The 22,045-nt window shown below is 69.6% G+C and carries 23 protein-coding genes, 1 tRNA gene and 1 other RNA gene; 11 read left to right on the top strand and 14 right to left on the bottom strand.

Features of this window, described 5'->3' with window-relative positions; genetic code table 11:
• The first annotated feature begins 40 nt into the window (after positions 1–40).
• The gene (locus ACIBG8_RS45890) at positions 41–508 is read left to right on the top strand and encodes a winged helix-turn-helix transcriptional regulator (protein ID WP_397349578.1); all 468 of its coding nucleotides are present in this window, start codon (positions 41–43) and stop codon (positions 506–508) included.
• On the opposite strand, the gene ACIBG8_RS45885 is transcribed toward ACIBG8_RS45890, so the two are convergent.
• Entirely contained in the window at positions 482–1,129 is a 648-nt protein-coding gene (locus ACIBG8_RS45885) for a VC0807 family protein (protein ID WP_397349577.1), read from the bottom strand. The genes ACIBG8_RS45890 and ACIBG8_RS45885 overlap by 27 nt on opposite strands.
• A gap of 283 nt (positions 1,130–1,412) precedes the next feature.
• Here ACIBG8_RS45885 and ACIBG8_RS45880 point away from each other — a divergent pair, with 283 nt between their 5' ends.
• From ACIBG8_RS45880 to ACIBG8_RS45865, 4 genes are all read left to right on the top strand, one after another.
• The gene (locus ACIBG8_RS45880; RefSeq protein ID WP_397349576.1) at positions 1,413–2,204 is read left to right on the top strand and encodes an SURF1 family protein; all 792 of its coding nucleotides are present in this window, start codon (positions 1,413–1,415) and stop codon (positions 2,202–2,204) included.
• 28 nt (positions 2,205–2,232) lie between these two features.
• Entirely contained in the window at positions 2,233–2,793 is a 561-nt protein-coding gene (locus ACIBG8_RS45875) for a putative glycolipid-binding domain-containing protein (RefSeq protein WP_397349751.1), read from the top strand.
• A complete protein-coding gene (locus tag ACIBG8_RS45870) occupies positions 2,790–3,518 on the top strand; it encodes a tyrosine-protein phosphatase (RefSeq protein WP_397349575.1) in 729 nt (242 codons plus the stop codon). The genes ACIBG8_RS45875 and ACIBG8_RS45870 overlap by 4 nt, the downstream gene beginning before the upstream one ends.
• A 164-nt stretch (positions 3,519–3,682) precedes the next feature.
• The gene (locus tag ACIBG8_RS45865; RefSeq protein WP_397349574.1) at positions 3,683–4,879 is read left to right on the top strand and encodes an amidohydrolase family protein; all 1,197 of its coding nucleotides are present in this window, start codon (positions 3,683–3,685) and stop codon (positions 4,877–4,879) included.
• Between the two features lie 9 nt (positions 4,880–4,888).
• Here the strand turns inward: ACIBG8_RS45865 and ACIBG8_RS45860 are convergent, their stop codons facing one another.
• On the bottom strand, positions 4,889–5,473 hold the full coding sequence (locus ACIBG8_RS45860; protein ID WP_397349573.1) for a TetR/AcrR family transcriptional regulator: 585 nt from the start codon (positions 5,471–5,473) through the stop codon (positions 4,889–4,891).
• A 75-nt stretch (positions 5,474–5,548) separates the two neighbouring features.
• Between ACIBG8_RS45860 and ACIBG8_RS45855 the strand changes: the two genes are divergently transcribed.
• Both ACIBG8_RS45855 and ACIBG8_RS45850 read left to right on the top strand, forming a co-directional pair.
• The gene (locus ACIBG8_RS45855) at positions 5,549–6,658 is read left to right on the top strand and encodes an alpha/beta hydrolase family protein (RefSeq protein WP_397349572.1); all 1,110 of its coding nucleotides are present in this window, start codon (positions 5,549–5,551) and stop codon (positions 6,656–6,658) included.
• Complete coding sequence (locus tag ACIBG8_RS45850; protein WP_397349571.1) at positions 6,655–7,287, top strand: VC0807 family protein; 633 nt, start codon at positions 6,655–6,657, stop codon at positions 7,285–7,287. The genes ACIBG8_RS45855 and ACIBG8_RS45850 overlap by 4 nt, the downstream gene beginning before the upstream one ends.
• Here the strand turns inward: ACIBG8_RS45850 and ACIBG8_RS45845 are convergent.
• The 3 genes from ACIBG8_RS45845 to ACIBG8_RS45835 all read right to left on the bottom strand — a co-directional run bounded on the left by ACIBG8_RS45845 (position 7,259) and on the right by ACIBG8_RS45835 (position 10,033).
• Positions 7,259–7,489: a YkvA family protein gene (locus ACIBG8_RS45845; protein ID WP_397349750.1), complete on the bottom strand. Its 231-nt coding sequence runs from the start codon at positions 7,487–7,489 to the stop codon at positions 7,259–7,261. The two genes, ACIBG8_RS45850 and ACIBG8_RS45845, sit on opposite strands and share 29 nt — an antisense overlap.
• A gap of 169 nt (positions 7,490–7,658) precedes the next feature.
• Positions 7,659–9,068 carry an amidase gene (locus ACIBG8_RS45840; protein WP_397349570.1) on the bottom strand — a complete coding sequence of 470 codons (1,410 nt, stop codon included), beginning with the start codon at positions 9,066–9,068 and terminating at the stop codon, positions 7,659–7,661.
• Between the two features lie 8 nt (positions 9,069–9,076).
• Positions 9,077–10,033 (bottom strand): LLM class F420-dependent oxidoreductase, encoded by a 957-nt coding sequence (locus ACIBG8_RS45835; RefSeq protein ID WP_397349569.1) that lies wholly within the window; start codon positions 10,031–10,033, stop codon positions 9,077–9,079.
• A gap of 126 nt (positions 10,034–10,159) precedes the next feature.
• On the opposite strand from ACIBG8_RS45835, the gene ACIBG8_RS45830 reads away from it, so the two are divergent.
• A complete protein-coding gene (locus ACIBG8_RS45830; protein WP_397349568.1) occupies positions 10,160–11,188 on the top strand; it encodes a hypothetical protein in 1,029 nt (342 codons plus the stop codon).
• Here ACIBG8_RS45830 and ACIBG8_RS45825 read toward each other — a convergent pair.
• Both ACIBG8_RS45825 and ACIBG8_RS45820 read right to left on the bottom strand, forming a co-directional pair.
• Positions 11,163–11,918: a hypothetical protein gene (locus ACIBG8_RS45825; RefSeq protein ID WP_397349567.1), complete on the bottom strand. Its 756-nt coding sequence runs from the start codon at positions 11,916–11,918 to the stop codon at positions 11,163–11,165. The genes ACIBG8_RS45830 and ACIBG8_RS45825 overlap by 26 nt on opposite strands.
• A 20-nt stretch (positions 11,919–11,938) precedes the next feature.
• Positions 11,939–12,607, bottom strand: coding sequence for a TetR family transcriptional regulator (locus ACIBG8_RS45820; protein WP_397349566.1), 669 nt, complete (start codon positions 12,605–12,607; stop codon positions 11,939–11,941).
• 173 nt (positions 12,608–12,780) lie between these two features.
• On the opposite strand from ACIBG8_RS45820, the gene ACIBG8_RS45815 reads away from it, so the two are divergent.
• Positions 12,781–13,401, top strand: coding sequence for a hypothetical protein (locus ACIBG8_RS45815; protein ID WP_397349565.1), 621 nt, complete (start codon positions 12,781–12,783; stop codon positions 13,399–13,401).
• A 35-nt stretch (positions 13,402–13,436) separates the two neighbouring features.
• Here ACIBG8_RS45815 and ACIBG8_RS45810 read toward each other — a convergent pair whose 3' ends face one another.
• The 5 genes from ACIBG8_RS45810 to ACIBG8_RS45790 form a co-directional block, all read right to left on the bottom strand.
• Positions 13,437–14,495, bottom strand: coding sequence for an aspartate-semialdehyde dehydrogenase (locus ACIBG8_RS45810; protein WP_397349564.1), 1,059 nt, complete (start codon positions 14,493–14,495; stop codon positions 13,437–13,439).
• On the bottom strand, positions 14,492–15,766 hold the full coding sequence (locus tag ACIBG8_RS45805; protein ID WP_397349563.1) for an aspartate kinase: 1,275 nt from the start codon (positions 15,764–15,766) through the stop codon (positions 14,492–14,494). The genes ACIBG8_RS45810 and ACIBG8_RS45805 overlap by 4 nt, the downstream gene beginning before the upstream one ends.
• Positions 15,767–15,838: 72 nt before the next feature.
• Positions 15,839–16,369 (bottom strand): DUF5063 domain-containing protein, encoded by a 531-nt coding sequence (locus ACIBG8_RS45800; RefSeq protein WP_397349562.1) that lies wholly within the window; start codon positions 16,367–16,369, stop codon positions 15,839–15,841.
• Positions 16,362–16,961, bottom strand: coding sequence for a recombination mediator RecR (gene recR, locus ACIBG8_RS45795; RefSeq protein WP_397349561.1), 600 nt, complete (start codon positions 16,959–16,961; stop codon positions 16,362–16,364). Before recR ends, ACIBG8_RS45800 begins: the two co-directional genes overlap by 8 nt.
• Before the next feature lie 3 nt (positions 16,962–16,964).
• Complete coding sequence (locus ACIBG8_RS45790) at positions 16,965–17,315, bottom strand: YbaB/EbfC family nucleoid-associated protein (RefSeq protein WP_397349560.1); 351 nt, start codon at positions 17,313–17,315, stop codon at positions 16,965–16,967.
• A 324-nt stretch (positions 17,316–17,639) separates the two neighbouring features.
• On the opposite strand from ACIBG8_RS45790, the gene ACIBG8_RS45785 reads away from it, so the two are divergent.
• Complete coding sequence (locus ACIBG8_RS45785) at positions 17,640–19,052, top strand: GAF domain-containing protein (RefSeq protein WP_397349559.1); 1,413 nt, start codon at positions 17,640–17,642, stop codon at positions 19,050–19,052.
• Between the two features lie 135 nt (positions 19,053–19,187).
• Here the strand turns inward: ACIBG8_RS45785 and ACIBG8_RS45780 are convergent, their stop codons facing one another.
• A complete protein-coding gene (locus tag ACIBG8_RS45780; RefSeq protein WP_397349558.1) occupies positions 19,188–21,734 on the bottom strand; it encodes a DNA polymerase III subunit gamma and tau in 2,547 nt (848 codons plus the stop codon).
• A 30-nt stretch (positions 21,735–21,764) separates the two neighbouring features.
• Positions 21,765–21,860, bottom strand: an RNA gene (ffs, locus tag ACIBG8_RS45775) — signal recognition particle sRNA small type.
• A gap of 83 nt (positions 21,861–21,943) precedes the next feature.
• Here ffs and ACIBG8_RS45770 point away from each other — a divergent pair.
• Positions 21,944–22,031 (top strand) — tRNA-Ser (locus ACIBG8_RS45770).
• Positions 22,032–22,045: the final 14 nt, after the last annotated feature.

Below are 22,045 nucleotides of genomic sequence, written 5' to 3'. Positions count from 1 at the left end.
TCAACTAGACTCAGATGAATTCCGGCATAAGATGCGAGTTATGAACGTGGGTTTCCGGGTGGACAACTGCTCGATCGAGCGCACCCTGGCGATCGTCGGCGAGAAGTGGACCTTCCTGGTCCTGCGCGAGGCGTTCAACGGCGTGCGCCGGTTCGCGGACATGCAGACGATGACCGGAGCCCCGCGCCAGGTGCTCAGCGCCCGGCTGGCGCGGCTGGTGGACGAGGGGCTGCTGCGCAAGGTGCCCTACCGCGAGCCCGGCCAGCGGCAGCGCGACGAGTACCGGCTGACCGACAAGGGGCGCGATCTCTATCCGCTGCTCGTGTCGCTCATGCACTGGGGCGACCGCTACATGGCCGACCCCGAGGGGCCGCCGGTGGTCCTGACCCACCGGGACTGCGGTGCGCCGATCGAGCAGCACCTGCGGTGCGCCGACGGCCACGAGGTGGGCGGGCCCCGCGAGATCACCCCGCGGGCGGGGTCAGGCGCCCGGCTGAAGAGCGCGTAGGCTCCTGCGGAAGTCGATCAGCGCGGCCAGGCCGGCGCCGGTGAGCAGGACGGCTACGGCTGCGGTGCGGACGACGAGGTAGGTCTGGAGGGGCTGGCTGAACAGCATCCAGAGGCTGAAGGCGAAGTTGCAGAACTGCACGCCGCCCCACATGACGGATTGGCGCCGAAAGAACCGCCCCATTACCGGATTTTTCACGACATGGTCGGGGAGGGGGACGAGGTCGGTCGTCACCCGCTGCGCCAGCGGCCGGCGCAGGGTGGCCGATCCCAGGAACGCCACGCTCACGCAGAGGACGCCCAGGGTGGGCTGCAGGAAGAAGATCACGGCGCTGCCCGACGCGAGCCCGAGGACGGCGCGTACGGCCACGCTCATCGCGGCGAGGAACAGCGCGCCCGGCACCTCCCTCTTGGTGAGCAGCCGCCAGCCCACGCCGCCATAGACCCAGGCGACCGCACAACCGATCCCCCACACCAGGCCACCGGCCATGAACCCGACGTAGAAGACGGCGACGGGGAGGATCATGCTGTCGAGCACCCGTGGAGCCGCGTGCCTGAGCAGCTGACCCAGCCGTGGCATCGTGAACTCCGGCACCGCGGGCGGCGCGTCAACCATCGTCATGGACGCGTACTGCTCCTGAGGGGGTCATCGGACAGTCCCTCGACCGTACGCGACCGACCGTTGTTTCGCTCCAAAATCCGGTCATTCCGTACGGCTTCCGCCCCGCCCGCCAGGGTTGCCCTCCTAAGAGCTCCTAAAAGAATGGCCTCCCGCACAAACCCCCCTCACAGGAAGAGAAGAGCAGAGATGGGAGGGTCTCCTCTCCGAAGGGTTCTGGGCGTTTCTCCGGAAGAGAGTCGTGGCTGGTGGAGGGAGCGGTGGGTGGGGTGCCTACCCTTGAGGGGTGTACCGGTTCCTCCTGACGCCCCGATGGGTGGCGCTCCACGTCGTGGTGCTGCTCGTCATCCCTGCCTTCGTCTTCCTGGGGCGGTGGCAGTTCGGCCGGTTCGAGGAGCGGTCCTCCAGCAGCACCCAGATCTCCCAGAACCTCGACGCCCAACCCGTCCCCCTCGCCGACCTCGCAACCCCCGCCCAGCCAGTACGGCAGGCCGACAGGTTCCGCACCGTCACCGCCCAAGGCACCTACGACCCCGCCCACGCCCTCCTGGTACGCAGGCGCCCCCAGGACGGCCAGCTGGGCTTCTACGTCCTGACCCCGCTGGTGACCACCCAGGGCCAGGCGGTCCTGGTGAACCGCGGCTGGGTCAAGGCGGGCGCGACAGCGGACACGCTGCCCGAGGTCCCGGCTCCGCCGTCCGGTCAGGTCACGGTGACAGGACGGCTGCGGCCGAGCGAGACCGAGGCGACCAGCGGCATCAAGGACCGCGCCGGCGCCCCGGCGGGCCAGGTCCTGCTCATCAACGCCGACAAGATCGGCAAGGGCCTGCCGTACCAGCTCGTGGGCGGTTTCGTGGAGCTGACCGAGCAGCAGCCGAAGGCCGACCCGGCCCCCGCGCCGGTCCCCGAGCCCGACGTGGGGTCGGGTGGCGGGCTCAACTTCGCCTACGGCATCCAGTGGTGGCTGTTCATCGGCGTGGCGATCGGCGGCTGGCTCCTGCTGATCCGCCGCGAGGTCGCCGACCGCAGGCAGGCGGACAAAGACGGGGCCGAGGGCAAAGTCCCTGCGGACGCGTAAACCCCGCGCACACGGGGATCTCCACTTGGTGCGCAGCCTGGTGTGGGTCAAGGACGGTGGAGCGGAATACTGTGAGGTCGCCCTCGACGGCGGCCTGTCGGCGAGCGGCGCGGCCATCGGGTCGGATCCCGTGCCCTATCGCCTCGAATACTGGCTACGCACGTCACCGACGTACGTGACCGAGGTCCTGACCGTCAGAGCGGAGGGCCTGGGCTGGTGGCGCAGCCTCGACCTGCGCCGCGCCCCCGACGGCACGTGGACGTGCGACGGCGCGGGCGAGGGCGACCTGGACGGCCCGCCGCCGGGCGGCGAGGTGGAGGCGGGGGAAGACTGCGACCTCGGCCTGTCCCCGCTCACCAACACGATGCCCGTCCTGCGTCACGGGCTGCACGAGAACCCCGGGCAGGTGGACCTCGTGATGGCCTGGGTCCGCGTGCCGCACCTGTCGGTCGAGCGCAACCCCCAGCGCTACACCCATCTCGACCCGGGCGTGGTCCGCTACGAGAGCGAGGGCTTCCGCGCCGACCTGGTGTTCACCAAGGACGGGCTGGTGGCCGACTATCCCGGCCTGGCTAGGCTGAGCGAGTGACCCGCCACATTAAATTTGCAAATATCCACAATTTTCGCGATGTAGGCGGATATGCCGCCAAAGATGGCAGGACCGTCCAGTGGCAGCGGCTCTACCGCTCCGACTCCCCCCACTGGCTCACCGGCGACGACATCGACGCCTTCCACGCGTTGAAGATCCGTACGGTCATCGACCTGCGCCACCCCGCCGAGGTCGAGAAGCGCGGCCGCGCTCCCCACGCCGAGGGGATGTCCTACCTCAACCTCCCCGTCGAGGGCCGCCCCTGGAACATCGCCGACTTCGACGAGAAGACGGGCGTGGGCAGGTTCCTGGCCGACCGCTACCTCGAGGTCACCGAGGACGGCATCGACCATCTCCGCCAGGCCGTCACGACCGTCGCCGACGCCGACAACGCGCCCGTCGTCGTGCACTGCGCGGCGGGCAAGGACCGCACGGGGCTGCTCATCGCGATGATCCTCACCCTGGTCGGCGTGCCGGAAGACGTCATCGTCGAGGACTACGCCCTGACCGGCCTGGCCTACGAGAAGTTCGTCGCCGACTGGAAGACCCGGCACCAGGACGTCAAGATGTGGCCCGGTTTCGGCGCCGCCCCCGCGGAGGCGATGACGTTGTTCCTCGCCGACATGGCCGCCAGGCACGGCTCCGTCGAGGATTACTGCGCGAAGACCCTGGGCATCGACGCGGAGACCGTCGAGCGACTGAAGTTGTCGCTTTTGAGTGACTGATCCGAAATGTCGTGGGTAGTGAGCGGCCGGGGTTCGTTGACCAGCAGCACCCTCACGATACGGGCCCCCTTTGCCCGGGATCGTCGGCCTTTCCCCCCTCACCGACGATCCCGGGTCAAGACACAGCTTGTTCGAGGTAAGGCACCCGTCGTACGGTTACCTGCGTGACTACGCCGCTGCTCCCCGATCCAGAACCGAGGCGGCGCGACTACGTGATCATCTCCGCCGACGATCACCTGATCGAGCCCCCCGATCTCTTCGAGGGCCGCCTGCCGGAGAAATATGCCGACATGGCGCCCAAGGTCGTGGAGACCGAGGCAGGTCACCAGGTCTGGCGGTACGGCGGAGCCACCTACCCCTGCGCCGGTCTCGACGTGGGCGCCGGCCTGCCCCGCGAGCAGTGGACGCTCGACCCGGTCAGGTTCGAGCACATGCGCCCCGGCTGCCACGACATCGAGGCGCGCATCGAGGACATGGACCTCGCCGGCATCTGGGCCGCACTCTGCTTCCCCGGCATGCTGGCCGGCCAGGCGGGCATGCCGTTCGCACGCACCCGCGACCAGGAGCTGGGTCTCGCCCTGGTCAAGGCGTGGAACGACTGGCACATCGACGTCTGGGCGGGCACCTACCCCGAGCGCATCATCGGCCTGCAGCTCCCGTGGCTGCCCGATCCCGACGTCGCGGCCAAGGAGATCAGGGCCAACGCGGCGCGCGGTTTCAAGGCCGTCGTGTTCCCCGAGTTCCCCACCAGGTTGCGCCTGCCGTCCATCCACACGGGCCACTGGGACCCGTTCCTCGCCGCCTGCGAGGAGACCGGCACGGTCATCTGCCTGCACACCGGCTCGTCGAGCTGGTCCCCCGTGCCCTCGCCGGACACGCCCATCGAGGCGATCACCACGCTGATGCCGACGAGCGCGATGTTCGCCTGCGCCGACTGGCTGTGGTCGGGCATCCCGCTGCGCTTCCCCTCGCTGCGCGTGCTCATCGTGGAGGGCGGCGTCGGCTGGCTCCCCATGCTCGCCGAGCGCGCTGACTACGCCCTGGACCACCCTGTCGCGGGCGAGGCCCAGTGGGACGGCGGCCTCAAGCCCAGCGAGGTGCTGCGCCGCAACTTCTTCTTCGGCACGCTGGACGACCAGGCCCTCTCAGGCGTACGGCTGGCCGTAGGTCTCGACCACGTGCTCCAGGAGAGCGGCTACCCGCACTCCGACTCGACGTGGCCGGACACCCAGAAGTCCGTCGCACGCAACCTCGGCGCCCTGCCACCGGCCGACATCGCCAGAGTCGCGTACGGCAACGCCGCCCGCCTCTTCGGCCACCCCCTCCCCTCACGCGCCTGGCTGCGCATGGAGAGCTTGTAGAGGCAGAGCTCAGGGGGATGGGTCCTGGCCGCTCCCAGGGTGCGGCGGCCTGAGGGCCTGCAGGCGGTCGACTAGGGATTTGGCCTGCTCGACCCCCATCGGCACGCCGAAGAAGATCGCGTGGAAGTAGATCGGCGCGAGCACCACCTCCATGAGCTCCAGCAGCGTGGGCGGGTTCTCCCCGCGCTCCCCCGCCCTGTCGAGCATGGTCTGCAGGTCCACCCCGCGTTCCATCAGGTAGATCTGGTCCTCCGCACTGCGTGACCCCACCAGCGCGCCACGCAGGAAGACGGTGCCGAGCGGCCCGGCGACGTCGAGCGCCGCCCGCGTCGCATACGCGTCGAGATCCCCGCGCAACGTCCCGGTGTCCGGCACCGGCGAGGAGCGGATGAGCCGCTCGCTCACCACGTCATCCAGGAGCCCGGTCAACGTCCCCCACCGCCGGTAGATCGTGGCCTGGTGCACCCCAGACCGCTCGGCGACCTGGGCGATGCTCAGCGCGTCCCAGTCCGCCTCCTGGAGCAGCTCGACGGCGGCGTCATGGACGGCTGTGCGGATCCTGGCCGAGCGACCGCCCGGGCGTTGTGCTGTCACTTCTCCATCTTAACGCGAAGACTCTTGCATTTGGCGCAACCTTGATGCGAAGATACTCGCATTAAGGAGGTCGACATGCTTTTCGAGAAGGACCACACGTTCTGGTACGAGACCCTTCGTTCCTTCGGCCACATCACCTACGGCGGCGCCGACTTCGGCGAGGTCCTGGCGACGGCGAAGCGCATCGTCGAGGGCGACTACCAGAGCTGGTACGACGAGTGGCTGGCCCTGGCCGAGCGGGTGGAGTCGCAGGCCACGCACGGCGTGAGCGCGCGTGACGCCTACCTGCGCGCCGCCAACTACTACAGGACGGCCGAGTTCTTCATCCACGACACCGCGGTCTACCAGCGCGGCGTGGAGTGCTTCAGGAAGGCGCTCCCCGAGCTGGCCCAGGTGGAGATCCCGTACGAGGGCACCACCCTCCCCGGCTACTACTACGACGCGGGCGCCGAGCGCACGGTCGTCATGCACAACGGCTTCGACGGCAGCGCGGAGGAGATGCACTTCTTCGGCGCTGCGGCCATGCACGAGCGCGGCTTCAACGTCCTGACCTTCGACGGACCCGGCCAGCCAGGCCCGCGGCACCTGCAGGGGCTGGCCTTCAGGCCCGACTGGGAGAACGTCGTCGGCCCGGTCCTCGACTGGTTGGGTCACGAGCGGGTCGCCCTGCTCGGCAACAGCATGGGCGGCGTCCTGGCGCCCAGAGCGGCCGCGTTCGAGCCCAGGATCAAGGCGGTCGTCGCCCTCGACGGCGTCTACGACATGGGCGCGAAGGTCACCGAGGCGTTCGGCGGCGACCTCGACCTCGCCAGGACCATGCTGGCCTCACCCGAGGTCGACGCGGTGTTCGAGCAGCTGATGGCCGGCGACCCCGCCATGCGCTGGGCCTGCACCCACGGCATGTGGGCGATGGGTGTGCCGACGCCGCGCGAGTACGCCTCGGCGCTGCTCGACTACAACGTCCGCGACGGCGTCGCCGAGCGGATCACCTGCCCCACACTCGTCTGCGCCGCCGAGGGCGACCTCTTCTTCGCCGGCCAGCCCGAGCAGCTCTACGACCACCTGACCTGCCCCAAGACCTACCTTTCCTTCACCGCGGAAGAAGGCGGTGACGCCCACTGCCAGTCGGGCGCCCAGCGACTGGCCATGGCCCGCATCGGCGACTGGCTCGAGGAGACCCTGTGAACAAGTCCATGATCAACGTCATCCTGTGGGACATCGTCCCCGTGCTCGCCACGTACTACATCTGCCGCGCCTTAGGCGTCCACGAGTACGGCGCGATGACCGCGGCGACCGCCGTCGGCCTCCTGCGCGTGGTCTGGGTCGCGGTCAGCCAGCGCAAGCTGGACGGCTTCGCCGCCACCATGGTGGTCGTCTTCGGCGTCGGCCTGGCCCTCTCCTTCGCCACCGGCGACGAGAAGTTCCTCATGGCCACCAAGTCCATCACCACCGCCATCCTGGCGGCCGTGCTCATCGGCACGGTCATCGCGGGGAAGCCAGCCGCCTTCTCCATCGTCAAGCGCTTCGGCGCCGACAGCCCCGAGCAGGCCAAGGACTGGGACAAGCTCTACGCGGCCGAGCCGAGCTTCCGCCGCGTCTACCTGGTCATGACGCTGGTGGCCGCCGGCGGGCTGCTCGCCGAGTCGCTGATCCGCATCCCGCTGATCTACCTGCTCTCCACCGACATCATGGCCACGCTGTCCCAGGTGCTGCTCTGGGGCACGATCGCCCTGATCGGGGCCTGGTCGGCCTGGTACGGCCAGCGCGGCGAGAAGCGGGCACGCGCTATCGCGGCGGCTCGACCCGCCCCCTGATCACGGAACGCTCCCAGTCGACGTACCGTCCGCTCTCCCCGAGCAGCGAGCCGAGCAGCCACAGGAAGACACCGAAGTCGTCGGCCACACCGACGATGAGCAAGAAGTCGGGGATGATGTCGATCGGCGACAGGATGTAGACGACGCCGAGCCCCAGCAGGGCGAGCTTGCTCTTGCCCATCCCCGCATATTCGCCGCGCATCACGGCACCGATCATTCGCGGAATCGCCCGGACCCTCGCCATGAGGCCGGGCGTTCCCGCTTTGCTCACATCGCGGTAGGTACGCCAGGCACGAACTGCCTTCGCCATCGTGAGAGCCCCTTCACTTGGTCACGTCACGATATAACGCATTACCCGGCGACCAGGTTCCCTAACGCATCGCGCCATGCTGGAACGGCGCGGCAGCCTCGACCTGCGCGGCGATCCTGATGAGCAGGTCCTCCCTGCCGAACGCCGCCACCAGTTGCACCCCGACGGGCAGCCCGGCCGCCGTCCTGTGCAGCGGCAGCGAGATCGACGGCTGGCCGGTGGCGTTGAACGGCGAGGTGTAGGCCACGGCCGGTCCTGTGCGCCCGAACGCCGTGCTCAGGTCGTCCGGCGTGATGTAGCCGAGCGGGAACGGCCCGATGCCGAGCGTCGGCGCGAGCAGCAGGTCGTAGCCCGAGGTCCACCACTCGGCCATGCGCCGCCTGAAGCCGTCCATCCACTGGATCGCCAGGATCTGGTCGACCGCCGTCTGCCCCCGGCCCGCCTTGGCCATGGCCTGGTTGCGCGGCTCCAGCTCCTCCAGCTCGACCGGCTTGCCGCGCCACCTGCCGACGCTCTCCACCTCAGCTGCCAGGTTGTTGGCCACGACCGCGCCGAAGTGCTCGGGGAAGGCCGGGTCGCCGAGCGCGCCGGGGCAACCGGCCTCCACCTGGTGGCCGAGCCGTTCGAGAAGCACGGCAGCGTCGGCGACGGCCGCGCTGAGCTCGCGCTCCTCTGGCACGTCCGGGCGCGGATGCACGGCCACGTAGCCGATGCGCAGCCGTCCTGGGTCGGCGCCGACCTCCTCGGCGAGCGGCCTCGGCAGCGCGGGGGCGTCGTAGGGGTCGCCCGGCCGGTAGCCGGAGATGAGGTCGAGGGCTGCGGCTGTGTCGCGCACCGTCCTGCTGACGAAGCCCGCGCACGAGAACCCGTTCCAGCCCTCGCCGCCCGCCGGTCCGTAGCTGGAGCGGCCCTTGGTCGGCTTGAGCCCGACCAGGCCGCACATGCTCGCCGGGATGCGGATCGAGCCGCCGCCGTCGCTCGCCGTGGCGATCGCGACCATCCCGGACGCCACGGCCGCGGCTGACCCGCCGCTGGAGCCGCCGGCCGAGTACTCCAGGTCGTAGGGGTTGCGCGTCGGGCCGAAGGCGGCGGGCTCGGTGGTGATCGTGGTCCCGAACTCGGGGGTGTTCGTCCTGCCGAGCACCACGAATCCGGCTGCCCTGAGCCTGGCCACGCTGTAGGAGTCGGCCGCGATCCGGACGCCGTCGAGCGTGCGCGATCCCGCGTTGTACGGCTCGCCCTCCTGCACCCACCCGAGGTCCTTGAGCAGGATCGGCACGCCGTGAAAGGGCCCGTCGGCAGGCTTCTCGGCCAGCGCCCGCTCGAACCTGCGGTGCACGACGGCGTTGATCTCGCCGTCGTTGGCCTCGATCTTCGCGATGGCCGCCGCGACCAGCTCCCTGACCGAGACCTTGCCCTCACGTACGGCCTGCGCCTGCCCCACGGCGTCCAGCGCGAGCACCTCGTCCATACGACTCCTTACCGGGGCGCCAGGTCGCGCACCACCTGAGTGATCGGCACCTCGCCACCGGGGATCGGCGCGAGGACGGGCGTGTCGAGACCGTTGTCGACGTATTGCTGGATCCGCGCCCTGCACTGCTCGGCGCTGCCGTGCACCACGAGCGCGTCCACGACCTCGTCGGGGATCGACTTGAGCGCCGTCTGCCTGTCCCCGGCCGCCCACGACTCGTGCAGCGGGCGCAGGATCTCCTCGCGCCCCAGCCAGTCGTGGAAGGCGGCGTAGGCGGGCACCGTCAGGTAGGCGGCCAGCATCCACCTGGCCAGTTCGCGCACCTTGTCGGCGTCCTCGCTCACGCAGACGAACAGCCGGGCGATGAGCTCGGTGTCCGGTCCGATCTCGGCGCGCACCTGGCGCACGTCCTCGGGCGAGAGCCAGTTGGTGATCGCGCCGTCCGCCTCCTCGGCCGCCAGGTGGAGCATGCGCGGGCGGAGCGCGGCCAGGACGATCTTCGGCGGGGTCTTCGGCGCCCGTTCGAGCTTGAAGCCCTTGATCTCGAAGGTCTCGTACTTCTCCGACACCTTCTCCCCCGCCAGCGCCTTCCTGAGGAAGCGCAGGGTGTCGCGGGTGCGCGCGTAGGGCTTGGCGAACTCCACGGCGTTCCAGCGCTCGACGATGGCCGGCGAGGAGGAGCCGATACCGAGGGTGAACCGTCCTGGCGCGAGGTCGGCGATCGTGGCGGCCGACATCGCCAGCAGGCCTGGTCCGCGGGTGGAGACCGGCACGATGGCGCTGCCCAGCCGTACGCCGGGGGCCCATTCCGCGGCCATCGCCAGGGGGACGAAACCGTCGACGCCGTTGACCTCGGCCGACCAGACGTCGGTGTAGCCGAGTGCGGGCAGCTCCGCGATCAGCTCCTTGGAGTCGGCCAGCGAACGGTCGTAGAAGGGGATCGTCATACCCCAGTTCTGGGTCATCGCGGACCTCCTGCTGTAGTTTGCCCCGATTCCCGGGGTGCCCGTCAACGCCCTGACCATACCAACCAGACGGTATGTCGTGTCGCTTCTCCGGATCAACCGGTCTGACGTGCTAGAACAAGCACAGTGAGACCAAGTCGGCTGCTGGCGATCGCGGTGTTGACGGCGGGAGTGGCCATGCCGTTCGCCGCCGCCATGGCCGTCGCGGCAGCTTCACGCGACCCGCAGCCGACGTGCCGTCCGGACAGCGCGCAGGCGGGCTCGCCGCTGCTCTCGCTCGACCTGCCGCTGTGCATCGACGTCGGCGCGGTGTACGAGGAAGGGAACCATCCGCTGATCGGGGTCGGGCTGCCCACCCTCGCGGCGCCCCGGCCGTGCCCGGGGTTCGCCACCGTCTTCGCCAGCGAGCAGACGGCCTGCCCGGCTCCGCTGTTCACGCCCGCCGCGATGGTCTCCTGCCCGGGGGTGCCCAACTTCCAGGTCGACCCGGCCTCCGGCTGCCCGGTGCCGCCCAAGACGACGCCGACCCCCACCAGGAGCCCTTCTCCGCTCGCCAGCCTCACCCCTGCGCCGTCCCCCAGCCAGCCGTCGGACAGCCCCTCGGACAAACCTTCGGACAAACCCTCCGACAAGCCTTCAGCGGAGAAGCCCGCCTCGCAGAAGCCGGCCAAGCCCGCCCAGCAACAGCAGCCGGGCAAGAAGAGCGGCGGCAAGTCCGGGTCGGGGAAGCCGGGGAACGGCGGCTCAGGCCAGCCGGGACAGCCGGGGTCCCCGGGGCAGCCAGGACAACCCGGGCAGCCCGGGTCCCCGGGGCAGCCGGGGCAGCCTGGGCGGTCCGGCGACGGGCGGTCCGCTGCGGGGCAGCCCGGCCGGGGCAACACGGCTCAGGTGGCGCCTGCCGTACCGGACAAGCGTCAGGAACCCCGCGTACCCCCACATGTCGCCCAGGGCTCCTACGACCGCTCTGGGGCCGTCGGGGAGGACAGCGTGGTCCAGAGCTTCGACCAGCGCAGGGAAGGCATGGACCGCAAGAAGGCCGTGGTCGTCGTGTTCACCGGCGTCGTCACGGTCGCGACCCTCTCCTCGCTCGGCCGCCGGACGGGGGCGGCCAGGCGGTCCGGCTCCAGCTCTAGGCGGGCAGCTGGCGATCGATGACGTCGTACTGCTTCTGCGCCACCTCGAACGCCTCGGGCTCCACCGCGCTCGCCCCCGAGTAGGGCCCCTTGATCAGCAGGATGATCATCACGCCGCCCACGACCACGCACACCCGCACGATGTCGCTGACCATGGAGGCGAACGTCGGCTTGGCCGCCGCCATCCACGGCAGCACGATCACCACGATGCCCGACAGGATCATGCAGATCAGGAACGTCGGGTCCAGCGAGGTGCCCGCGTCGTCGGCGCGCAGGGCGCGCGCGTGGGTCACGTCGGCCACCTTGGACAGCGCTTCGCTGCGCGCCTCCTTGCCCGCGTCGTCGGCCGGGCGCAGCTTGATCAGCTCGGTCCTGATCGTGTCGAGCGTCTCGCTGGGCACCGGCGACAGCTCGCCCTGGGACATCAGCGGCCAGTCCAGGTTGATCGACTGGTTGGTGTACTCCCGGATCTGCGCCCTGATCGGGTCCGCCTCGGGGATCGCGGCGACCGCCCAGTAGAGCTCGGTCAGGCTCTCTGACTCCGCCACCGAGTCGGTCTCCGCCGCCCCTATCGCGTCGTAGGCGAGGACGGCGGCGTAGGCGAGCACCAGGAGGTAGACGGCCAGCGCGAGGTTCAGCGAGAAGTCGAGCGCGCTGGAGGCGTAGTCCTCGTCCTCCTTGCCCCTGCGCCTGAGCACCACCAGCGCGATCAGAAGGACGGCGACAGCGATGAACACCGCGAGCAAAACCATAACTACTGAGCGTAATCGCCTCAAGCCCGTAGCTCGTGGACCGCCGCGATGAAGTCTTTGGCGATCCCCCGTAAACCCGGCAGATGCGACAGGCCGACGAGCCGGTCGACCAGCGGCACCGACACGTCGATGAGCCGGTAGGTCCGCTCGCACCCCGGGGAGGTGTCGTGCACCCAGAACAGCACGATGCCCATCGACATCAGCCAGAGCAGTTCCGGCAGTTCCTCGCGCAGGTCCGCGTCCATGCGGTCGCGCGACCCCTCGACCACCTGGCGGTAGATCGCGATCGACGCCTCGCGGGCCGGGGCCGACTGGGCGCTGAACGGGCTCAGCGGGTTCGTCGGCTCGGCCGCGTGCTTGAAGAACTTCACCGCGAACTCGTGGTACGGCTCGGAGACGCGTACCCACTCCCGCAGCACCCCGCCCAGCCGGGCGGCGAAGGAGCGCTCCGTGGCGAGCAGGTCGCGGCAGGCCTGCTCGTGCTCGGTCTGGGCGCGGTCGTAGTACGCCTGGATCAAAGCTTCCTTCGAGGCGAAGTAGTAGTAGGCGTTGCCCACGGAGACCCCGGCCTCGGACGCGATGGCGCGCATCGTCGTCGCGTCGAAGCCGCGTTCCCGGAAAAGTCGCAAGGCCGTCTCGACGATGACCTCTCGGGTGCTCTCCGATCCTCGGTTTCGGGGTTCGGACACGCTCGTCACTTTACGGCGTGGCGCCGCGTTAGGTCATGAAGCTTCACGGTGATCACCGCCACAGGGCAAAGATCGACTCGTGACAGGGGTCGATTGGTGTGAACGGTGGGATTGATGTTTCTGGCGGGAGGGCTATTCCGCGAGAAGGCACAAACATGTGGATACGTGGATCAGTGCGACTCCTGGTAGCCGCGCTACTCGGCGTAGAAATCTCCATCATCGCGCTGGCATCGGCCGCCTCGGCCGCTCCCGTCACGTCAGACAGGGGCGTCTCCGAAGCACCACCGCCGATCGTGCGCACCTATGAGCTCGAGGAAGTGATCAAGACAGCGCGCTGGTACGCGACGACCCTGGCCACCACGGCCAAGCCCGTCCTGGCCCGCGCACGACCGAGACAGTCGGTCCGCGTCTCACACACCTACGCGGTCAACAAACTGGTCGACGCCGGACTCCGATGGAAGTCATCGGGCCGCTGCACCGACCGCCGCCTGGCCTTCTGCACATCTCTGGAGGCCGTACGGTCGGCGACACTGAACGAGGTGATCGCTTTGAAGCGGGCCAGCGGCTGCCCTGTCATGGTGACGGGCGGCACTGAGGCCGGGCACGCGCCGGGCTTCTACAGCCACCAGCACGGCTACAAGCTGGACATCACACACAACGCCTGCGTGGACCGGTTCATCACCGGCAGATATCCATACAGGGGCGTCAGGCGCGACGGCGCCGCCCTCTACAAGTCACCGGACGGCACCGTCTTCGCCGACGAGATCGACCACTGGGACATCCTGTTCCGCTGAGGGTGTACGGCGGAGCCGAGGCTCCGCCGTACCTCTCAGAACTCTGCCGCGATGAGCTCCGCGATCTCCGCCGCGTTCAGTGCGGCGCCCTTGCGGAGGTTGTCGCCGCACACGAACAGGTCGAGCGTGTTCGGGAAGTCGAGCGCCTGCCTGATCCGCCCGATGTACGTCGGGTCGGTGCCCACGACGTCCGCCGGGGTCGGCCACACGTCGTTGGCCGGGTCGTCCATCACCACAACCGTCGGCGCCGCCTCCAGCACCCGGTGCGCGTCCGCCACCGTGATCTCGCGCTCGAACCGCGCGTGCACGGCCAGCGAGTGCGTGGTCACGACCGGCACCCGCACGCAGGTCGCGGACACCTTCAGGTCGGCGATGCCGAGGATCTTGCGCGACTCGTTGCGCAGCTTCAGCTCCTCGGACGCCCAGCCGCCGTCCTTGAGCGACCCCGCCCACGGCACCACGTTGAACGCGATCGGCGCCGGGAACGGCGACTCGCCCTCGAGCTTGTTGGCCAGCGCCTTACGCACGTCACCGGCCGTCTGGCCGATCGTACGGTCACCCGCCAGCGCCTCGATCTCGTCGTACAGCCGCTCGGGCCCGACCACGCCCGCGCCGGAGACCGCCTGGTAGGAGGCGACCACGAGCTCCTTGAGCACGTACTCGGAGTGCAGCGCGCCGATCGCCGCCATCATCGACAGCGTCGTGCAGTTGGGGGTGGAGATGATGTTGCGCGGCCGGTTGCGCGCGTCCTCCGGGTTGACCTCGGGCACCACCAGCGGCACGTCGGGGTCCATGCGGAACGTGCCGGACTTGTCGATGACGATCGGACCGCGGGCGGCCGCGATCGGCACCCACTCGGCCGAGACCTCGTCGGGCACGTCGAAGATGGCGATGTCGACGCCGTCGAAGACCTCGGGGGTCAGCGCCTGCACCACGACGTCCTCGTCGCGCACCTGGAGCACCTTGCCGGCGCTGCGCGCCGAGGCGACGAGACGGATCTCGCCGTAGATGTCCTCGCGGTTGGAGATGATGTCGCGCATGACGGTGCCCACGGCACCGGTAGCTCCGACAAGAGCGAGAGTGGGCTTGCTCATCGTCCTGATCCTCCGTACACCACAGCTTCAACCTGGTCAGAGTCGAGGTCGAACGCGCGGTGGGCGGCGGCCACGGCCGCGTCCACACCGTCCTGTCCGACGATCACCGAGATGCGGATCTCCGACGTGGAGATCATCTCGATGTTGACCCCCGCGTCGGCGAGGGCGGCGAAGAACGTCGCCGTGACGCCGGGGTGCGAGCGCATCCCCGCGCCGATCAGTGAGATCTTGCCGATCTGGTCGTCGTACTGCATCGACTCGAAGCCGACCCGGTCCTGGATGCGCTTGAGCGCGGCCAGGGCCGTGGAGCTGTCGGTGGAGGGCAGCGTGAACGAGATGTCGGTACGACCCGTCGCCGCGGCCGAGACGTTCTGCACGATCATGTCGATGTTGATCTCGGCGTCGGCCAGCGTTTTGAAGATCGTGGCAGCCTCGCCGACCTTGTCGGGCACCCCGACAACGGTGATCTTGGCCTCGCTCCGGTCGTGCGCGACGCCGGAGATGATCGGCTGCTCCATCTCAGTTCCTTCGGTGTAAGGGTCGGACACAACCCACGTGCCCTCTTTGGTGCTGAACGAGCTGCGCACATGGATCGGGAGGTTGAACCGGCGAGCGTACTCGACGCAGCGCAGATGCAGGATCTTCGCGCCGCAGGCGGCCATCTCCATCATCTCCTCGTAGGAGATCCTGGGGATCTGCTGCGCCTTGGGCACGATGCGCGGATCGGCGGTGTAGATGCCGTCGACGTCGGTGTAGATCTCGCACACGTCGGCCTCGAGGGCGGCGGCGAGCGCCACCGCCGTCGTGTCGGAACCGCCGCGGCCCAGCGTGGTGATGTCCTTCGTGTCCTGCGAGACGCCCTGGAACCCGGCCACGATCGCGATGTGACCGAGGTCGAGCGCCTCGCGGATGCGGCTCGGCGTCACGTCGATGATGCGCGCCTTGCCGTGGGTCGAGTCGGTGATCACACCCGCCTGCGAACCGGTGAACGAGCGCGCCTCGTGACCGAGGTTGGCGATCGCCATCGCCAGCAGCGCCATCGAGATGCGCTCACCGGAGGTCAGCAGCATGTCGAGCTCGCGCCCCGGGGGCAGCGGCGACACCTGCTGGGCCAGGTCGAGCAGCTCGTCCGTGGTGTCGCCCATGGCGGAGACGATCACGACGACCTCGTTGCCGGCTTTTTTCGTCGCGACGATCCGCTGCGCGACCCGCTTGATGCAGGACGCGTCGGCGACGGACGAACCACCGTACTTTTGCACAACGAGCGCCACGAGATCTCTCCCAGTTTGGACATTGAGCTGTCAGTCTACTGGCGAGGTCTCATGCTGCCCGTGGGGTGTTCGCTATGTGGACAGCGCCTCTTCCGCGACGTCCAGCCGCGTGTGCGCGGCCAGCGCCTGGAGGGCGCGCATCGCGGCGCCCGCGTGGTTGCCCCAGGTGTTGAAGTAGGAGTATTGCCACCACCACAGGGCCTCGTGCGGGCGGCCGGCGTCGTAGTGGCGCAGCCCGTGGATGAGGTCGGCGGCGACCGCGGTGAGGTCGTCGGACAGGCGGTACGCCGTGACCGCTGTGTCCTTGTAGGGGTCGAACACCTCGGCGTAGTCGTCGACGGGGCCGAGCCGCTCGGCGAGAGCCGTACGGACGCTGTCGATGTCCGGGTCCTCGCTCAGGGGCGGTTCCCAGTTGCCGGACAGGATCACGTCCTGGCTGGCGCCGAGCTGCGCCCCGGCCAGGCTGACCTGGGCGACCTCCACCAGCAGCAGCGACCAGATGGCGTCGCCTGCCTCACCCTGGGCGACCCTGGTCAGGCCGTCCACATAGTTCTGCGCGTGCCCGGCGATCTCTTCGGCGAGAACGCTCCACTGGTCAGACATCCAGCAGTCTCCGTCCTTCGAACGCGCGGCCCAAGGTCACCTCGTCGGCGTACTCGAGATCACCGCCCACAGGCAGACCGCTGGCCAGTCGTGTCACTTTGATGCCCATCGGCTTCACGAGCCGGGCGAGATAGGTGGCCGTCGCCTCCCCCTCGAGATTGGGGTCGGTGGCCAGGATGAGCTCGGTCACCCTGCCGTCGGCCAGGCGGGTCATGAGCTCCCTGATCCGCAGGTCGTCGGGGCCGATGCCGTCGATCGGGCTGATCGCGCCGCCCAGCACGTGGTAGGTGCCGCGGAACTCACGCGTCTTCTCGATCGCCACGACGTCCTTCGACTCCTCGACCACGCAGATGACGTGCAGGTCGCGGCGCGGATCGCGGCAGATGCGGCACTCCTCCTCGGCCGCCACGTTGCCGCAGGTGCGGCAGAAGCGGACCTTCTCCTTCACCTCGAGCAGGGCGTGCGCCAGCCGTTTGACGTCAACGGGATCGGCCGCGAGCAGGTGGAAGGCGATCCGTTGCGCGCTCTTGGGACCGACGCCCGGCAGCATGCCCAGCTCGTCGATCAGGTTCTGGACGACCCCCTCGTACATGGCCTAGAACCCGGGCAGCTGCCCGAGGCCGCCGCCCCCGAGCCCCTGGGCCAGCGGGCCGAGCTTCTCCTGCTGGAGGTCGGCTGCCGCGCGTACGGCGTCGCGTACCGCCGCGATGACCAGATCGGCGACCGTGTCGGCCGTGTCCTGCGGGTCGTCGGCGTCGATGACGCTCGGATCGATCTTCAGCTCGAGCAGCTCACCGGCGCCGTTGACGACGGCCACCACCACGCCGCCCCCGGCCGAGCCCTCGATCTGCGCGTCGTTGAGCTCCTGCTGGGCGATCGCGAACTGCTGCTGCATGAGCTGGGCCTGCTCCAGCATCTGCTGCAGGTTGATGTCCCCTGGGTTCACCGTCGTGCGCTCCTCGTTGGCTCCGCGTCCGTGACTGACCCGAGCCTACGGTGTTTGGGCGCCATCCTGTACTGGCACGAGCAGGTGTTGCGCTTGGTCGTGCTTATTGGCCGGGTCCCGGCCCCCCTCCAGCGTCCGGGACCCGGCCACGCACGCCGGCCGGAGCGGCCGCACCACGCCGGCGTGTGGCCCAGAAACTAGCCAAGCCAACGTTGCACACACGTTGCGAGCATTCAATCACCCTACGCAATCCCCCGAACCGCTTGCGCGGCGCACGGGAAGCGCCGATGCTTCGGCTTAAAGCGCGACTACTTGGAGTGGCCGATGAGTGACGCAAGCCTGCAGGCGTACTCGCGCCGGCTTCGCGTGGCCCACGAGAGCCAGGCCTGGCCGGACGGCCCCCGCCGGCTCATCTCCGCCTCGTGGCGGCGGTCCATGGAGGCGGGCATCGACCCGGAGACCCGCTCGGCGCCGCTCGTGTACGACCTGTCGCGGATGAGCGACATCAGGGGCGCTCATCCCCTGCGTCCGTTACTTCCGATGCTGGCGGACACGCTGCGCCAGGTGGCCGACGAGACGGCGCACATCATGATCGTCACCGACGCCCTGGGACGCATCCTGTGGCGCGACGGCAACCACGCCATGATGTGCGCGGCCGACCGGGTCGGGCTGTCCGACGGCTTCCAGTGGTCCGAGCTCTCCGTGGGCACCAACGGCATCGGCACCGCGCTCGCCACCCGCAGGCCGGTGCACGTCTACTCCGAGGAACACCTGGTCAGGGTCCTGCACATCTGGTCGTGCAGCGGCGCGCCCATCATCGACCCGGACACCGACGCGGTGCTCGGCTGCATCGACATCAGCGGCACCTCACCCACGCTCCACCCGGCGACCGTCGCCCTCGTCGGCGCCGCGGCGAGGCTGGCGGAGACGCAGCTCGCACTCCGCATGCACGAGCGGGACGAGCGGCTGCGGCGCGGCTACGACCAGCTCAGGAACCGGCCCGGCGCGCTGATCACCGCCACGGGGCGGGTCATCGCCGGCGACCCCGGCGGGATCCTCGGCGCCCGCATCCCGCTTCCCGGCACCGGCGATCTGGTCGCGCTGCCCGACGGGCGGGCCGGATTGCTGGAGCCGTTCCTGGAGGGGTTCCTGCTGCGCCCGACCGGGGGTGAGCTCGCCTCGCTGCGGCTCACGCTGCTGGGCAACGACCAGCCTGCCGGGCAGTACGGGGATCTGCGGGTGCAGCTGTCGTTGCGGCACGCGGAGATCCTCGCGCTGCTGGCGCTGAACCCGCCGGGGCTCACCGCCGAGCAGCTCTCCTTCCACCTGTACGGGGATCATGGGAATCCGGTGACGATCCGGGCGGAGATCCACCGGTTGCGCGCGCAGCTCGGCGGGGCGATCGCGGCCAAGCCGTACCGGCTGACCGTGCCTGTGGAGGCGGACTTCCTGGAGCTGCGGCGGTTGCTGACGGCTGGGTCGGCTGCCGATCTGGCGCGCGGCTATCCCGGGCCGTTGCTGCCCAGGTCGGAGTCGCCGGAGATCCGGCGGGAGCGGGACGAGCTGGAGGTGCAGGTGCGGGCGCGCCTGCTGATGCACGGGTCGCCGGACGACCTGTGGACGTACGCGCAGACTTCCAACGGGCGGACGGACTTCCAGATCCTGGAACGCGTCGCGACCGCCTTCCCCGCCGCCGACCACCGCGCCGCCGCGGCCCGCACCCGCCTGTCCCAGTGATTTTTCTGTACGGCAAGCCCAGGAATCCCCACCCGCCGTAGACGGCTGGGCTCCGTCCAGGGACACGGCCGACGAGCTCACAACCGCCCCACCGCAACGCCGCCATAGGTGGCTACGTGTGGTCGTTCTTTGTGGTTACGTGTGGTCGATTTCGCCGATGACCTGGGCGCCGAGCTCGCGTTGGAGCAGCGCCATGCCACCGACCGCGTCCACGTCGGCATCCGCGTCGTTGAGCGGGTCCACCTCGTCGGACTCCGGCCCCTTGGTACGCCCGGGAACCGCGTCCGGCCATCCGGCGGCGCCGCCTTGACGGGGAGCAGGGGCGCGCGGCCCCGCCTGCGCAGCGGCCCGCGCCGCCGACCGCGCCGCAGCCAGCCCAGCCCCTGTGGAGACCGGAGCCGAACTCGACGGCCCATCCGCCGACACGGGATCGTCGGGCGCATCCGGCCAGGACTCATCCGTAGTCTGCGGCCCCCCACCCGCCGAACCACCCCGAGCCGTCAGCCCCCCAGCGCCCTGCACAACCTGACCGGCCCCAGAAACCCCAGCCCCCTGAGCCGCCGGGCCACCGGCTCCCTGAGCCCCAGCGCCTTGAGCTGCCGAGCCACCAGATCCCGCGCCCTGACCACCCTGCGCCTGCGCACCTGCGCCCTGCGCACCCTGTCCACCGCCAGCAGCCCCTTGGCCACCGGCTCCTGTTGCCGAGCCACCGGACCCGGAAGCCTCAGAACCGACCGCCCACGAGTCACCGCTGGGAGCGCCGCCCTGCTGGCCCGCCTGCGCCGAGGCACCCTGCGGCCCAGCCGTACCGCCTGAGCCGTGATCGCCCGAAGCACCCGCGCCCGGTTGCCCCTGCGCGCCAGGCCCCGACTGTCCAGGGCCGTCCGTTCCTGAGCCCGGGGCGCCATGCCCGCCCGAGGGTGCGTTCTGGCCTGAACCAGGACGGGTCGGTGACCCCTGAGGCGCACGAGAGGTAGGCAGCGGCGACCCACCCACCACCGCCTCAACCCGCCAGTTCCCCCCGAGCACGTCGCTCAGCGCGGTGGCCACCACCGCGTCCTTGCCACCACCCGTGAAGTTCTTCATCGCGCCGACCTGGCTGAACCCGAGCGTGACGAGGTTCCCCTCCACCCCCACCACCTGGGCGTTGGTGTTCACGTTCGCCCAGACGACGATGCTCCGCGACTTGAGCGCCGCCAGGATCGCCGGCCACTGCTGCTGAACCGCCCCACCGCCACCCGAGGGCGCCGACGACACCGGCTGCTGCGCGACCTCCTGGGGCGCCTGCGCAGGCGCCCCAGGACGAGCGGCCTCCGGCCAGTCCTCGCCGCCAGCCGTACTGGGGGAAGCATTCGCAGGGCCCGGCCCATGAGCCTCAGCGACGTCGGCGCTCGCAGATCCAGCGGTCCCGTGGACAGCGCTCGAGGGACCAGCGGCCCCATGGTCGGCGCCAGCCGTACCGCCCGAAGGAGCTGCACTACTGGAAACGCTCGGGGGCTGGGACTGGCGGGCGAGGTTGGCGACCACACCACCACGTTCGAGACGTTCGAGGCGCGCCAGCAGCGCCTCCTCCCCCTGCGCCGCCCCGGGCAGCAACACCCGCGCACACATCAGCTCAAGCAGCAACCGGGGCGAAGTGGCCCCCCGCATCTCCGTGAGCCCCGCGTTGAAAACCTCAGCGGCCCGCGTCAACTCGGCAGGCCCCATCGAAGCAGCCTGCGCCACCAGCCGATCGAGCTCGTCAGCCGGCCGATCCAGCAGCCCACTGGACGCAGCCTCGGGAACGTTGGCCAGGATCACCAGGTCGCGGAACCGCTCCAGCAGGTCAGCGGCGAAGCGACGCGGATCGTGCCCGCCCTCGATGACCCGGTTGACGGCATGGAAGACCTTCGCCCCATCCCGCCCGGCGAACGCGTCGATGACCTCGTCGAGCAGGTCCCCGTCGGTGTAGCCGAGCAGCGAGACAGCCTTGGCGTACGTGATGCCGTCGTCGTCGGCCCCCGCCAGCAACTGGTCGAGGATCGACAGCGAGTCGCGCGCCGACCCCGCCCCCGCGCGGACGACCAGCGGAAGGGCAGTCTGCTCGTACGGCACGCTCTCGGCGAGCAGGATCTCCTCCAGCAGCGCCTTGAGCGTCGCAGGGGGCATCAGCCGGAACGGGTAGTGATGGGTACGCGACTTGATGGTGCCGATGACCTTTTCAGGCTCGGTGGTCGCGAAAATGAACTTCAGGTGCGGCGGCGGCTCTTCGACGAGTTTGAGCAGCGCGTTGAAACCCTCCCGGGTCACCATGTGCGCCTCGTCGATGATGTAGATCTTGAACCGCGCCGAGACCGGGGCGAAGAAGGCCCGCTCCCGCAGGTCACGCGCGTCGTCGACACCGCCGTGCGAGGCTGCGTCGATCTCGATCACATCGAGGTGGCCTGGGCCCGTGGGCGCCAGCGCCACGCAGGAGTCGCACTCGCCACAGGGATCGGGCGTCGGCCCCTTCTCGCAGTTGAGCGACCTGGCGAGGATGCGGGCGCTCGAGGTCTTGCCACAACCGCGCGGCCCGCTGAACAGGTAGGCGTGGTTGATGCGCCCCGTGCGCAACGCCTGCCGCAAGGGGTCCGTGACGTGGTCCTGACCCTTGACCTCGGCGAATGTTCCGGGCCGGTACCTGCGGTAAAGCGCCAGGCTCATGCGACCATCCCGCCTGCGAGGGGGCTGAAACGAAGAGACCCCCCGCACACCCGCCAGAGCCCGCTTATCCTTGCTGCCTTCCGGCCCTGGGGAGGTTCACAGGATGACGCCGCGCGAGGGGTCCTTGGACAGTCTAGCCGTACGGGGCAGTGCTTGCTGCCGCGAAATCGTGGTCACTTGCGCGTTGGGAGTCCGGTAAGCTTCTCGACGGAGGATTCGCGTAGTGGCCGAGCGCGCACGCTTGGAAAGCGTGTATGGGGCAACCCATCAGGAGTTCAAATCTCCTATCCTCCGCCAGCACAGAGGGGTCA

It is taken from the genome of Nonomuraea sp. NPDC050556 (assembly GCF_044457355.1).
Lineage (GTDB): Bacteria > Actinomycetota > Actinomycetes > Streptosporangiales > Streptosporangiaceae > Nonomuraea.
Note: the sequence above shows the minus strand (reverse complement) of the source record. Positions and strands in the feature narration are given on the sequence as shown.